Genomic DNA, 14,198 nt, shown 5'->3' with positions numbered 1-14,198 from the left:
AAAATTATTGATTTGCTTTAAAGTCTGGGTCTTTTAGACTTTGAACACTGGCATTGATAACAGCACCGATAATTAATATCTTGGCAATGATAATGAACCAGAACATCATGACAACGACGACGATTGAACTGAAAAATCTGACGTCAACGAGATAATTGACATAATTGTTGAAATAAGCTGCAAAGATGTTTAATAAAGCAATCGTCGTAACTAGTACAAAGAGACTTCCAGGTATGACGTAGCGAATCTTACTTACTTTAACATTTGGTAGGAAATAATAGAGCATAATCACGGTAGCAAAAAGAAAGGCATAAATCAGAGGACCTGTAAAATCCTGTAGATAAGAAAATAGGGCACTCTCGGATTTCCAATAGTTTTTAAGCAAGTCCAATAACATATGACCGAACATACTGAGGAATAAGGCAAGGGCAAAGAGAATTTGAAGACCAAAGCTAACCAAGAGACTCATCAGCTGGTGTGAGATAATTCCTCTATTTTTTGCAACTCCATAGGCTTTATTAAAGGCCTTCTGAAGAAAATCCATGGATTTGGAGAAAGTCCAAAGAGCTGATAAGATAGCAAAACTTAGTAAACCTGTTGATGGTTGAGTCAGAACTTCTCTGACAATTTTTGCAACAACTTCATAGATTGTATCTGGTAAAAATTCCTTGATTGTTAATAGAAAGTTTGAGATGGGAATTTGAAAGTAGGGCAAGATATTGACCACTATCATGAGTAAAGGGAAGATTGAAATTAACCAATAGTAGGCAACAGCAACGCTAGTTAACTCACTATCGGAGGCTTGATAGTAGTGCAAAAAAGCTTTTAATAAGGGTCTATCAGTCAGCTGTTTCCACAACTTTTTCATGTTACAATCCTCCAGTTTTTCTCTTGTTTTTTATAGACTTTAATTTCTTCGAACTAATTCCATCATATCATAAGGTAAGGTATTAGCAGATTCTTTTAAGGAATAAGTTTCTAAATTATTGACATTTTGGCGTAGCTTTTTGGCATATTGAGCTGAGATGAGTTTTTGAGCTTCGTATTCAAAGATACATTTACGTTCAAGGTAGTATCCTCTAAGCATTTCGTCGATGTTATTAGGTTTGATACGATTGATAACCCGTTCCACAAAGGCACCACTCGTAATATGACTGGTTTCGCGAAGACGAGATTCCTGCATGAAGCTGATCAGAGAACTCTTATAAATCCCTTTAAGGTTTTCCAAACTCTCGATAATAATTTCAGTGTTGGCTAGGTAGAGTTCTGCAATCTGGTCATAATCAATGGCAAGAAGTCGCTGTTTTTCCTTGTCTTTCCATGAACGGAATGTTTTTCCAAATGTGAGCAATTCATGAAGTAGAAAACGAAGAATGCGTATGGAGACAAGGAAGTAGTAGGTTAGTCGAGAAGCAAAGTTTCGCTTAATATTTTTCTCCATGCTTTTCAAGTAGCGTTGGTAGACACGATAAGCACGATCTCCAATCTTTCCTTCTTCATAGGCTTGTTCCAAGCCATCGCTTTCAACACTGAGAATCAAGAGTTTCAGAGCTTCCCAGTCCTCCTGAATTTCTTTGTTTTCTTGACTCAGAATAAGATTTTCAATACGTCCATGATAATTGTCAATAGCCGCATAGAGTGGAACCTTGTTTTTTGTGTTCTCTAAATCCTTCTCTAATTCCATGGCGACATCGTTTAAGATAGCGATGTGCATGAGCTGATCCTTAGATGGTTCTTTCTCTTCAGAAAGGTGTGGGAGTACTAGTAATCCCGTCAGGAAACTTACCAGAGTTACACCAGCTACGAGGAAGAGAAGAAGAGGGTGTTCTTGTTCCAGATTAGACGGTATCAAAAGGATAGTGGCAATGGATACAGTTCCCTTCACACCAGAAAAGGTAAGGAGGAGCATGTCTTTGACATATTTGTCCAAACTTTTATGAAGCTTCTTAATCCGAAATGCGTAAAATCCATAGATCATGACAAAGCGGATAGCAAAAAGCAGGAAGGTCAAGAGGAAAACGCTGAGTAAGAGAAGAACTTTGTTGTAGAAAGCACTCTTAAGAATTGGTTCCGCAATCATTTCCAGTTCCATCCCAAGAATGACAAATACTGAACCATTGAGCATAAAGGTTACAGTCTGCCAAACAGTCTCAGTAACTGTATCAACTTGTGCTTCAAGGAGATTTATTTTCTTGAAACGACTGGCTTTCAGAATCCCAGCAACAACAACGGCGATGATGCCTGAAACATGAATTTCTTCGGCTATGAAAAAAGTCAAGAGAGGTAAACTAAGTTCCAATAAGAGCTCACTTGCGATATCTGTTGCTCGGACACTGAGTAGAAAAGTATGGAGGAAGCGATTGATTAGGGCCGTTATAAAGCCGACTGCAAATCCTCCAACGATGGAAATGGCTAATGAAGTTCCTGCTTGGGTGAGCGAAAATGTTCCTGTTGTCCAAGCGATGAGAGCCATACGAAAGGCTACTAGTCCGGAAGCATCATTCAGAAGACCTTCTCCTTTTAGGATATTAGAAACCCGCTTTGGGAAGGAAAAGCGTTGAGAAAGGGAAGCGAAGGCGACTAGGTCTGTTGGCCCTAAGGCGGCACCAACTGCTACACAGGCGGCTAATGGTAGGCTAGCCCAAAGGACATGGGCGACTCCCCCCATGCTCAGAGCTGAGATAAAGATAACTGGGAAAATCAAGTAGAGGACAATCCGCCAGTGTTTTAGGATAGAAGTAATGTCTGCTTCTTGAGCCTCTCGGAATAGTAGCGGCCCAATGACTAAAGCTAGGAATAACTCAGTATCTAAATGATATTGGTTGTTGGGTAAACAAAGTCCAATTCCAATCCCTAACAAAATTTGAATCAGAGGCATGGGTAAAAAGGGCAGAAGCTTATTGGTCGTACTAGAAACAATAAGAACTAGTAAAAATACCAAGAGATAAAAAAGTAAATTCATTTTCCACCTCCCTATTTTTGTTTACGACAATTTTCAAAAAGTTCCTTTTGTTCTTGGATTCTTTGATCAATCTTTGAGCAGTCCTTATGCTCGATTTTCTTCTGACAACGCTCCATTTCAAGTGAAATCATTTTCTTCTTGATTTTCAGCATTTTTTTACTCATATGTGCTTCATCCAAAATACCAACTGCACGTTCATGTTGGGTTGACTCGACAAAGTTGTGACGAAGAGCTTCGATTTTATCTTTTAGGTATTGTTTATCCATGTCGATACCTTTCTAATTTTTCAATCATAACTAAAAATGGTGGATTGTTAATTTGGTTGAGGGTGCGATAGATAGTAGCAGTATATTCTTGTTGCGGTAACTGACTAACATAATCCATAACTGCATCCCGTTCTATATCTCCGCCTTCATGTCCGTAATAAATCATGATGGCAATTCGTCCGCCTTTAACGAGCATCTGACAGAGTTTTTCAAGTGCCTCAATGGTTGTGTGAGGTTTAGTAATGATAGACTTATCGGCAGAAGGAAGATAACCTAGATTAAAGATGGCTGCTTTCACCTCTGTTACAAACTGATCTACGGTTTCATGACCTTGTAAAAGTAACTCGACATTGGTCAAACTGGATTCTTGTAGACGTTGACTAGTTTTTTCAAGAGCTTGTTCTTGTATATCAAAAGCGTAGACTTGTTTAGCTAATTTGGCAAGGAAAAGTGTATCATGTCCATTTCCCATTGTTGCATCTACAACAACATCATCTTTTGTGATGACTTGGGCAAGAAAATCATGTGCCATTTCAAGTGGTTTTTTCATTCATAAACTCCTGTTTTACAGCCTTGCATCCTTGGATACTACCCCGACGTCTCATTTCAGCTTCTATACTATTTAGAACTTCCCATTTATTGAGACTCCACATAGGACCAATCAGCATATCTCTAGGCGCATCACCCGTAATCCTATGGATGACTATATGTTTGGGAATAATTTCTAGTTGGTCACAGATAACTTTCACATAGTCATCTTGACTCATAAGCTGCAGTCTACCCTCGTGATAATCACGTTGCATCCGAGTATTTGTCATAAGGTGAAGTAGGTGAAGTTTAATCCCTTGAATATCATTATCAGTCACACAGCGACGAACATTTTCCACCATCATGTCATGAGTTTCACCTGGCAAGCCGTTAATCAAATGGGCAACAATCTCAATCTTTGGATATTTTCTCAAGCGCTTAACCGTTTCCACGTAGAGTTCATAGGAGTGAGCACGGTTAATCAATTCAGAAGTTTCTTCATAGGTTGTTTGTAAACCTAGCTCTACAGTAACATGCATTCGCTCGGATAGTTCTGCCAAGTATTCGATGGTCTCATCAGGCAGGCAATCTGGTCGTGTACCGATATTGATTCCAACCACACCAGGTTCATTAATAGCTTGTTCATAGCGTTCGCGAATGACTTCAAGTTTTTCATGAGTATTAGTAAAGTTTTGGAAATAGACTAGATATTTTTTTACATCTGGCCATTTGCGGTGCATAAAGTCAATTTCTTTATAAAATTGCTCACGAATAGGAGCGTCAGGTGCAACGATAGCATCACCAGATCCAGAAACCGTACAGAAAGTACAACCTCCATGAGCTACTGTACCATCACGATTTGGACAATCAAATCCGGCATCGATAGGAACTTTGAAAGTTTTTTCTCCGAATAAATTTCGATAATAATCATTCAAGGTATTATAGGATTTCATAGCTAATATTATATCAGAAAACCCCAGTAAACTCAAAGTTAGTAAACAATTGAAGAGAAGTAAGAAATTTTTAAAATCAAAAAATCTTATATAAATCCTTTACAAAAAAAAATAAAGTGGTATAATAGAGGTGTTAACAGTGCAAACGTTTTCGTAAATCGTTTGCACTAAAATAAAATAAGGAGATTTGAATGATGAAAGCTACATTCAAAAATGTTTTGTCTTTCGAGTTTTGGCAAAAATTCGGTAAGGCTCTAATGGTAGTTATCGCTGTTATGCCAGCGGCTGGATTGATGATTTCAATCGGCAAGACACTTGCAATGATTAACCCTAACTTTGCGCCACTTGTTGTTACAGGTGGGATCCTTGAGCAAATTGGTTGGGGAGTTATCGGTAACCTACATATCTTATTTGCTCTTGCTATCGGTGGTAGCTGGGCTAAAGAACGTGCAGGTGGTGCCTTTGCAGCAGGACTTGCCTTTATCTTGATTAACCGTATCACTGGTGCTATCTTTAGTGTTAGTGGTGATATGTTGAAAGATCCTAATGCTATGGTTTCAACAATCTTTGGTAACTCCATCAAAGTTTCTGATTACTTTATCAGCGTGTTTGAAGCTCCAGCACTTAACATGGGTGTGTTTGTAGGGATTATTTCTGGTTTTGTAGGGGCAACTGCCTTTAACAAATACTACAATTTCCGTAAACTTCCTGATGCTCTTTCTTTCTTTAACGGAAAACGATTTGTACCGTTTGTTGTTATCCTTCGTTCAGCAATCGCTGCAATCCTTCTTTCAATTTTCTGGCCAATTGTTCAAACAGGTATCAACAACTTCGGTATCTGGATTGCCAACTCTCAAGAAACAGCTCCAGTTCTAGCACCATTCTTGTATGGTACTTTGGAACGTTTGCTCTTGCCATTCGGACTTCACCATATGTTGACTATCCCAATGAACTATACAGCTCTTGGTGGTACTTATGATATCATGACTGGTGCAGCAAAAGGTACTCAAGTATTTGGTCAAGATCCACTTTGGCTTGCATGGGTAACTGACCTTGTAAACCTTAAAGGTACTGACGCAGCTCAATACCAACACTTGTTAGATACAGTACATCCAGCTCGTTTCAAAGTTGGACAAATGATTGGTTCGTTTGGTATCTTGATGGGTATCATTGTTGCGATTTACCGTAACGTTGATCCAGATAAGAAACACCAATACAAAGGTATGATGATTGCAACTGCTCTTGCAACATTCTTGACAGGGGTAACTGAACCAATTGAGTACATGTTCATGTTCATCGCAACACCTCTTTACCTTGTTTACGCTCTTGTTCAAGGTGCTGCCTTTGCAATGGCTGATATTGTGAACCTTCGTGTACACTCATTCGGTTCAATCGAATTCTTGACTCGTACTCCGCTAGCTATCAACGCTGGTATTGGTATGGATATTGTTAACTTTATCTGGGTGACAGTACTCTTTGGATTTATCATGTACTTTATCGCTAACTTCATGATTAAGAAATTCAACTATGCAACTCCAGGACGTAACGGTAACTACGAAAATGCAGATGGTTCTTCTGAATCTTCAGCTGCCGGTGAAACTAAAGTTGCAGAAGCTTCTCAAGCAGTTAACATCATCAACCTTCTCGGTGGACGTGCGAACATCGTTGATGTCGACGCATGTATGACTCGTCTTCGCGTTACTGTAAAAGATGCAGAAAAAGTTGGAACAGAAGAACAATGGAAATCTGAAGGAGCTATGGGACTTGTCATGAAAGGACAAGGTGTCCAAGCTATCTACGGACCTAAAGCTGACGTATTGAAATCAGATATCCAAGATATTCTTGATTCTGGAGAAGTGATTCCTGAAACTCTTCCAAGTCAAATGGCAGCAGCTCAAAAAGATACTGTTGTCTACAAAGGTGTAACTGAAGAAGTTTATTCAGTTGCTGACGGTCAAGTCATTGAATTGGAACAAGTTAAGGATCCAGTCTTTTCACAAAAAATGATGGGTGATGGATTTGCAGTAGAACCAGCAAACGGAAACATTGTATCTCCAGTTTCTGGTACTGTATCAAGCGTCTTCCCAACTAAACATGCTCTTGGTCTTGTAACTGAAGCAGGTCTTGAAGTTCTTGTTCACATTGGTCTTGATACTGTAAGTCTTGAAGGAAAACCATTTGAAGTGGTAGTTTCAGAAGGTCAAACAGTAGCTGCTGGTGATCTCTTGGTCAAAGCTGACCTCGGAGCTATTCAGGCTGCTGAGCGTGAAACTACAACTGTAGTAGTCTTTACAAATGGAGATGCCATCAAGTCAGTTAAATTAGAAAAAACCGGTTCTCTTGCAGCTAAAACAGCAGTTGCAAAAGTAGAATTGTAATACACTAAGGGGTTGGAAGCTGTTTTCCAACCTCTTGTTTATAGGAGAAAAACATGAAGTTTTTAACACTCAATACTCATAGTTGGATGGAAAAAAATCCTGAAGAAAAATTTCAGCTCTTGTTTCAAGATATACTTGAAAACAGTTATGATTTGATTTGTTTTCAAGAAATCAACCAAGAAATTACATCAACTCAAGTAGAGTCTGGACCACTTTACAATCCGTTACCTTCAGCAGAACCCATTCACCAAGACCACTATGTTCGTCTTTTGGTAGAGAAGTTGTCTGAAAAAGGACTGGACTATTATTGGACATGGGCTTATAATCATATCGGCTATGACCGTTATCATGAGGGAGTTTCAATTCTATCTAAAACACCGATTGAGGCGCGTGAGATTTTGGTTTCAGATGTAGATGATCCAACTGATTATCACACTCGTCGAGTTGCACTAGTAGAAACAGTAGTAGAAGGTAAAGAGCTTGCAGTTGCGAGTGTGCATCTCTCTTGGTGGGATAAAGGATTCCAAGAGGAATGGGCAAGATTTGAAGCAGTTCTAAAAGAGTTGAATAAACCTCTATTACTAGCAGGAGATTTCAACAACCCTGCAGGTCAGGAAGGATATCAAGCTATCCTAACTAGTCCGCTAGGATTACAGGATGCCTATGAAGTCGCAAAAGAGAGAAGTGGAAGCTACACTGTTCCTCCAGAAATTGATGGTTGGAAAGGGAATTCAGAACCGCTTCGAATTGATTACGTCTTTACGACAAAAGATCTTCAGGTAGAAAAGTTACAGGTAGTTTTTGATGGCCAAGCAAGTCCGCAGGTCAGTGATCACTACGGTCTTCAAGCAGAACTTTCTTGGAAGAACTAACAAAGAATTTTACTAAAATAAAACGAGTCCCCCTTCGGATATGCGAAGGGGATTCCTTATTCAAGGGGTTAATATAGTTAAAGTTTTTAGTTGAATAACTTGTAAAATGAAATAAAATCCTTTAAAATAAAAAGTGTTGGAGGAATTTATGAATGTAAATCAAATTGTGCGTATGATCCCGACGCTAAAGATAAATAATAGAAGATTAAATGAATTGTTTTATATCCAAACCTTGGGAATGAAACCCTTGCTTGAAGAGTCGGCTTTCTTATCGCTAGGAGACCAGTCAGGCATTGAAAAATTGGTTTTAGAAGAATCGCCAAGTATGAGAAGCCGTAAGGTTGAAGGGATCAAAAAATTAGCTAGATTGATTGTAAAAGTAGCGAATCCATCCGAGGTTGAAGCACTGCTAGCTAGAATGGAAAAACTTCCTCAACTCTATAAAGGAAACAAGGGATATGCTTTTGAAATCCTTTCTCCAGAAGGGGATCTTGTCCTAATCCATGCGGAAGATGACATCAAGGATTTGAGAAAGTTTGATGAAACTGTTATTTTCACAAAAGATGAGGAACTGCAATATTTAACAGCATTTGATATTTCAGCAGAAATTAACTTGCCTGCTGAAACGACGAGCCTGCTTGAAAAAGAGGAAATTGAAACTAGCATAACTTTTAAACAAGCTCAAGGTAGTGATTTGCTTGTTGAAAATAATGTAACTTGGGATTTGTCTATGTTGAAATTCCAGGTAAAAGAACTTGAATTGGCTGGTCTCCGTCAACGTTTTGAAACTGCAGGTTACTTTATTCCTAAGTCTGAGAAGTTTTTCCTAACCAAGGATGCCAACAATATCGAATTGTGGTTTGAGGAAGTATGAAACAAGAAATCATTCAAAAAATAGAGCAACAAATTGAGGCAGGGATTTATCCTGGTGCCTCTTTTGCGTATTATCGGGATGGTGCATGGTCTGATTGCTACCTCGGAGAAGCAAATCCAGAAATTGGAGAGCAGACTTGTCGAGGTTTAGTCTATGATTTGGCAAGTGTGAGCAAAGTCGTCGGAGTTGGAACTGTCTTAACTTTTTTGTGGCATCAAGGGGAATTAGATTTAGAAAAGTCAGTGACAGAATTTTTACCTGACTCTGATTATCCAGATATCACCATTCGTCAACTCCTCACACATTCTACGGACTTGGACCCGTTTATTATCAATAGAGACCAGTTGAATACAGAAGAATTGAAAGAAGCCATGTTTCATTTGAATCGACGAGAGAAGAGAGCTTTTCTATACTCGGATGTGCACTTTCTCTTGCTCGGTTTTCTCCTAGAGAATTACTTTGAGAAAGACTTAGACCAGATTTTACAAGAGCAAATTTTCGATCCATGGAAGATGAAGGAAACTCAGTTTGGACCAGTTAGCAGTGCTGTTCCTACTGTTCGGGGACAGAAAGCAGGAGTGGTGCATGATCCTAAGGCACGTTTACTAGGTAAACATGCTGGAAGTGCAGGCTTGTTTTCAACTGTGAAGGATTTAAAAATCTTCCTTGAGCATTATTTACAGGATGATTTTGCTGACGGATTAAGCCAGAATTTTTCAGATTTGAGTGATAAGGAACGCTCCTTGGCCTGGAATCTTGAAGGTGATTGGCTAGATCATACAGGCTATACTGGAACCTTTATCATGTGGAATCGTAAGAAGCAGGAAGCTGCGATTTTCTTGTCCAATAGAACCTACGAAAAAGACGAGCGTGCGCAGTGGATCATAGACCGTAATCAGGTCATGGACCTAATTCGTGAAGCAGACTAGGGAGGAAGCATGTCAAAAGGTCTTAAAGGAACTCTTTTTACAGTGATTGCTGGTATTGCTTGGGGCTTGTCTGGGACCAGTGGTCAGTACCTGATGGCTCATGGAATATCAGCTCTAGTCCTAACCAATATCCGTTTGATTATTGCAGGTTTGCTCTTAGTTCTCTTGTCCTATATAAAGTCTAAGGAACAATTTCTAGCTTTTTTAAAAGATAAATCAAGTCTGTTTTCTCTCTTCCTATTTTCTTTATTTGGCCTCTTTCTGAATCAATTGGCTTATTTATCGGCTATTCAGGAGACAAATGCAGGTACAGCGACGGTGCTTCAGTATGTCTGTCCAGTTGGAATTCTTGCTTACACAAGTATAAAGGATAAGGTAGCACCTACTATAGCCGAAATCCTTTCTATGATTTTAGCAATAGGTGGAACCTTTTTAATTGCGACTCATGGTCAGTTGGATCAGCTCTCTATGACACCAGCAGGTCTCTTTTGGGGCTTGTTCTCTGCTTTAACCTATGCTCTTTATATCATTTTACCCATTAAACTCATTCAAAAATGGGGGAGCATTCTGGTTATTGGTGTCGGTATGACCATTTCTGGGTTTGTAGCAGTGCCATTTACTGGTATTATCGGTGCTAGTCTACCTATGTCATTTGATATTTTCTTAGCATTTGCTGGAATTATTCTCATCGGGACTGTTTTTGCCTACACGGCCTTTCTTAAGGGGGCAAGTCTGGTTGGGCCAGTCAAATCTAGTCTCTTGGCCTCTATTGAGCCAATATCTGCTGTCTTCTTTGCTTTCATGATAATGGGAGATATTTTCTATCCTATTGATTTTGTTGGAATGGCAATGATTTTATTGGCTGTGACTATTATTTCTTTAAAGGATTTAATGCTAGAAAAGAAACACAAGTCCATTTAAGAACGAACAACCTTATAAAGAGGTTGTTTTTTTATGTTCTAGTATCAATTTAATTAATTTTAAGATTGAAAGTTTATAATAAAGTTACAAAAATAAGCTAAACGGAGGAAATATGAATTTTATACAAAGTATTCATCCTGCTAAACCTTTAAGATACTTAAAATGGTTCGACATCTTAATCATCACTGTTTTAATGTTTGGAGAGTTTATCATCCGTTCTACTCAACAATTTATGGAGAGTCTATCACCTTCAACTCTTGCTAGTGTTGCGGAAAATACAACAAATGTAGCAAGTGATGGGGTAGCTTATTCTAGTAATTTTACTTTTCAACTGATGATGTTAGGGATTACTTTCCTTTATCTCTTGATTCGAAATTATGATTTTAAACAACTTCCTATCCGTTTTTCCTGGTCTGTTTTCATCTGGGTTCCCCTTATCTTTGCTATTGTAGGTATTTTTGGTGATATTGTAACAACCCTTAGTGGTGAGTACAATTATTTTAATCCTCAGTTGATTCCTTTTATAGACCCAATGGAAATCATTAGAAAATTCATGTCCTTAACGCCAATGGCTATTGGCTATGCGCTTTTAAATGGTTTTTACGAAGAATTTTTCTTCTTGGGATTACTGACTTCAGTAAAAGAAAAGCATCAGTGGCTGGTTCTAGTATACTCGGTAATCATACGGATTTCTTTCCATACCTACCAAGGATTACTCTGGGCCTTAGTTATTGGGCTTGTATACGGACTATTCTATTATTTCTTGTACAAGTATGTAGTCAAGAATTTACTGCCATTCTTTCTTATGCATGCTCTTGCAGATATGTTTGGTTCAAGTCTCTTGTACCTCTTGATTACTTGGAGAACTTAAGAAAAAAATCCACTCATTTGAGTGGATTTTTTTCTGAATGCTTTTAGTCTTTATTTTCGTATGGCAAGATCAAGTTCAAAAGGATACCTGTCATTGCTGATAGGGCAGTACCTGAAAGTGTAACTGGACCAAGTTTAAGGATTGCTCCACCAAGTCCAAGCACGAGCATTGCACTTGCAATGATAAGGTTACGCATTTGTCCAAAGTCAACGCGCTCTTTGATTAAAACTTTCAAACCGTTGCTGGCGATAACCCCATAAAGAAGGATTGACATACCACCAAGTACGGCGCTAGGGATTGTAGAAATCAAAGCAGTGAATTTTCCAAGGAAACTTAGGGCAATTGCGATAAAGGCTGCGTTACGGATAACTGAGACAGAAGCGATACGAGTCATACCGATCACCCCTGTATTTTCACCGTAGGTAGTATTAGCAGGACCACCAAGGAAGGCAGATACAGATGTTGCGATACCGTCACCAAGAAGGGTACGGTGAAGACCTGGTTCTTTCAAGAATTGACGGCCACAGATTTGGCTCAAGACCGTGTGGTCTCCAATGTGTTCTGAGATTGTTACGATCGCGATTGGTAAGATTGCGATTGTCTCTGGACCGAAGTAAAGGTTGTATTCTTTGAAGGCACCACCTGTGCTAAATGGTAGGTAGAAGCCTGGAATTTCAAACCAGTTAGCTTGAAGAACAGGTGTGAAGTCTACTAGACCAAGAAAGACTGCAAAGATATATCCACCGATAATGGCAAATAAGAAGGGAATGATACGAAGGAATCCTTTTCCTTTTGTATTGATAAAGGCAGCGATGAGGAAGGTAACCACAGCTACAAGAGCATTTTTCCAGTTGCCATCAGCAACAAGACCAGCATTTGTTACAGCTGAACCTGCAAGACCAAGACCAATTACGATAATCATAGGTCCGATAACGATTGGTGGTAAAAGTTTATCAATCCATTTTGTACCAGCAAAGCGGATGCTAGTTGAAACAAGAACGTAGATTAAACCAGTTAAGATAACCCCTGTTTGAGCGGCAGAAACATCGCCACCCATTTCCTTCATAGCAAGTGACATTGCAGTGATGAAGGCAAAAGAAGAACCGAGATAGACCGGAACTTTAAAGCCAGTACACACCATGTAAATCAGTGTTCCGACACCTGATGCAAAAAGAGCAACAGATACAGGCATTCCCAAAATCAGTGGCACCAAGATGGTAGCACCAAACATGGCAAACACGTGCTGGAAGCTGAGTAGAATTCCCTTACCAAAAGAAGGACGTTGGTCGACGTCTAATAACAAATCAACAGTTGATTCTTGTTTCATAAATACCTCACTTTTGGGCATCAAAAAAGAGCCCATTATTTTACAGCAATAGGCTCTCAGAGTAAGACTTCATTAAAAAATAATTGACCACATTTTAATGAATGTTATGTATATCTGCGTCTTCGTCACCTCACGGGATGACATTAAAAACCTTTGCTTAGGATAGTATAGCAGAAAAAATTCGTTTTGTAAATCATTTTTTCCCGAGCCAAGAAACAAGAGAGCGAGGCATGATTTTGTAAATCATTTTTTCCCGAGCCTTGAAACAAGAGAGCGAGGTGTGAGTCACTATGGAATATATTTTGTTTCAGGATAGAGTTGAATGATAGACGCAGTGGTTGAGTGGCCCATCTTACGCTTTGATTCTAGCTTTGATGGACCTACTCAACTTTGCGGGGGAGGGACGACGAAATCGTCATTATAAATGGTAATCGATTTCTGTTCCTCTCCCTTTTCCCGAGCTGAGAAATAAAGACGCGAGGTATAATCTTGTGAGTATCTATTTAAAATATCTTAAAGTGGTCGTTTGTTGGGCATACCAGCCTTACGTGGATATTTGTTTGGAGTTTCTTTTTTCTTTTCTACAATGGTGATGTAGCGAGGGTCTCCATTAGGAAGTGTGTAGCTGATGTTATCTTCAACCTTACTAAAGAGAAGGTTGAGAGCATTTTTGGCTTCTGTCAATTCCTCAGGAGCATTACTGGCCTTAAGAGCTAAAAGTTTTCCACCAACTTTAAGGTAGGGAATGGTTAACTCAGACAAGACCTGCATGCGTGCAACTGCACGAGCTGTAACAATATCGAATTGGGCCCGGAAATGCTTGTCTTGGGCAAAGTCTTCGGCACGTCCATGGTAGAAGTGAACATTTTCTAAGTCTAACTCTTGTGCTAAGAGATTAAGGAAGTTGATTCGCTTGTTTAGAGAGTCAATAATGGTTACATCTAACTGAGGGTAGAGAATCTTCATAGGAAGGCTTGGAAATCCAGCACCAGCTCCAATATCTAATAACTTAATTTCCTGATTTTCAATCAACCCTTGTAGGATAGGTGCAATCGAATCATAAAAATGCTTGAGATAGACTTCTTCCTTATCCGTAATGGCAGTTAGATTGATTTTTTCATTCCACTCGACTAAGAGTTCAAAATAACGCTCAAATTGTGCTTTTTGCTGGTCAGTAAGAACAATATTTTGTTCAGCGAGTAATGTGTAAAAAGTTTCTGTTTTCATAGTTGTATCCTTCTTTGATGTCATCTTATTTTACCAAAAAATATGGAAATTTGATATACTTGTACTAATCAAAAGGCAGAAAGGAGCTTT

13 protein-coding genes are annotated in these 14,198 nt (G+C 39.0%); 6 read left to right on the top strand and 7 right to left on the bottom strand.

Features of this window, described 5'->3' with window-relative positions; all coding sequences use genetic code 11:
- Positions 1–4 precede the first annotated feature (4 nt).
- Genes M1F91_RS03020 through M1F91_RS03000 form a run of 5 tightly spaced genes read right to left on the bottom strand, consistent with a single transcriptional unit; the run spans position 5 to position 4,718 of the window.
- Entirely contained in the window at positions 5–868 is an 864-nt protein-coding gene (locus tag M1F91_RS03020; RefSeq protein ID WP_247912593.1) for a YihY/virulence factor BrkB family protein, read from the bottom strand.
- A gap of 39 nt (positions 869–907) precedes the next feature.
- Entirely contained in the window at positions 908–2,962 is a 2,055-nt protein-coding gene (locus M1F91_RS03015) for a sodium:proton antiporter (RefSeq protein ID WP_247912592.1), read from the bottom strand.
- Between the two features lie 11 nt (positions 2,963–2,973).
- Positions 2,974–3,228: a hypothetical protein gene (locus M1F91_RS03010; RefSeq protein WP_006151534.1), complete on the bottom strand. Its 255-nt coding sequence runs from the start codon at positions 3,226–3,228 to the stop codon at positions 2,974–2,976.
- Complete coding sequence (locus M1F91_RS03005; RefSeq protein WP_247912591.1) at positions 3,221–3,778, bottom strand: class I SAM-dependent methyltransferase; 558 nt, start codon at positions 3,776–3,778, stop codon at positions 3,221–3,223. Before M1F91_RS03005 ends, M1F91_RS03010 begins: the two co-directional genes overlap by 8 nt.
- Positions 3,762–4,718, bottom strand: a complete 957-nt coding sequence (locus tag M1F91_RS03000; protein WP_247912887.1) for a TIGR01212 family radical SAM protein — start codon at positions 4,716–4,718, stop codon at positions 3,762–3,764. Before M1F91_RS03000 ends, M1F91_RS03005 begins: the two co-directional genes overlap by 17 nt.
- Positions 4,719–4,900: 182 nt before the next feature.
- Here M1F91_RS03000 and M1F91_RS02995 point away from each other — a divergent pair, with 182 nt between their 5' ends.
- From M1F91_RS02995 to M1F91_RS02970, 6 genes are all read left to right on the top strand, one after another.
- The gene (locus M1F91_RS02995; RefSeq protein ID WP_247912590.1) at positions 4,901–7,087 is read left to right on the top strand and encodes a PTS transporter subunit IIBC; all 2,187 of its coding nucleotides are present in this window, start codon (positions 4,901–4,903) and stop codon (positions 7,085–7,087) included.
- Positions 7,088–7,140: 53 nt separating this feature from the next.
- Positions 7,141–7,959, top strand: coding sequence for an endonuclease/exonuclease/phosphatase family protein (locus M1F91_RS02990; protein ID WP_247912589.1), 819 nt, complete (start codon positions 7,141–7,143; stop codon positions 7,957–7,959).
- Between the two features lie 148 nt (positions 7,960–8,107).
- Positions 8,108–8,833, top strand: coding sequence for a CppA family protein (locus M1F91_RS02985; protein WP_247912588.1), 726 nt, complete (start codon positions 8,108–8,110; stop codon positions 8,831–8,833).
- Positions 8,830–9,762, top strand: a complete 933-nt coding sequence (locus M1F91_RS02980) for a serine hydrolase domain-containing protein (protein WP_247912587.1) — start codon at positions 8,830–8,832, stop codon at positions 9,760–9,762. The genes M1F91_RS02985 and M1F91_RS02980 overlap by 4 nt, the downstream gene beginning before the upstream one ends.
- A gap of 9 nt (positions 9,763–9,771) precedes the next feature.
- Positions 9,772–10,683, top strand: a complete 912-nt coding sequence (locus M1F91_RS02975) for a DMT family transporter (protein WP_247912586.1) — start codon at positions 9,772–9,774, stop codon at positions 10,681–10,683.
- A gap of 112 nt (positions 10,684–10,795) precedes the next feature.
- Positions 10,796–11,554, top strand: a complete 759-nt coding sequence (locus M1F91_RS02970; RefSeq protein WP_247912585.1) for a CPBP family intramembrane glutamic endopeptidase — start codon at positions 10,796–10,798, stop codon at positions 11,552–11,554.
- 43 nt (positions 11,555–11,597) lie between these two features.
- Here the strand turns inward: M1F91_RS02970 and M1F91_RS02965 are convergent, their stop codons facing one another.
- Together M1F91_RS02965 and rsmG are read right to left on the bottom strand one after the other, a co-directional pair.
- Positions 11,598–12,881, bottom strand: coding sequence for a solute carrier family 23 protein (locus tag M1F91_RS02965; RefSeq protein ID WP_036753427.1), 1,284 nt, complete (start codon positions 12,879–12,881; stop codon positions 11,598–11,600).
- A gap of 513 nt (positions 12,882–13,394) precedes the next feature.
- A complete protein-coding gene (gene rsmG / locus M1F91_RS02960; protein WP_247912584.1) occupies positions 13,395–14,108 on the bottom strand; it encodes a 16S rRNA (guanine(527)-N(7))-methyltransferase RsmG in 714 nt (237 codons plus the stop codon).
- Between the last annotated feature and the right edge of the window lie 90 nt (positions 14,109–14,198).

The sequence above is a fragment of the Streptococcus sp. oral taxon 431 genome, assembly GCF_023110115.1.
Classification (GTDB): domain Bacteria; phylum Bacillota; class Bacilli; order Lactobacillales; family Streptococcaceae; genus Streptococcus.
The sequence above is the reverse complement of the archived record's forward strand: the minus strand, read 5'-3'. Positions and strand labels throughout refer to the sequence as shown.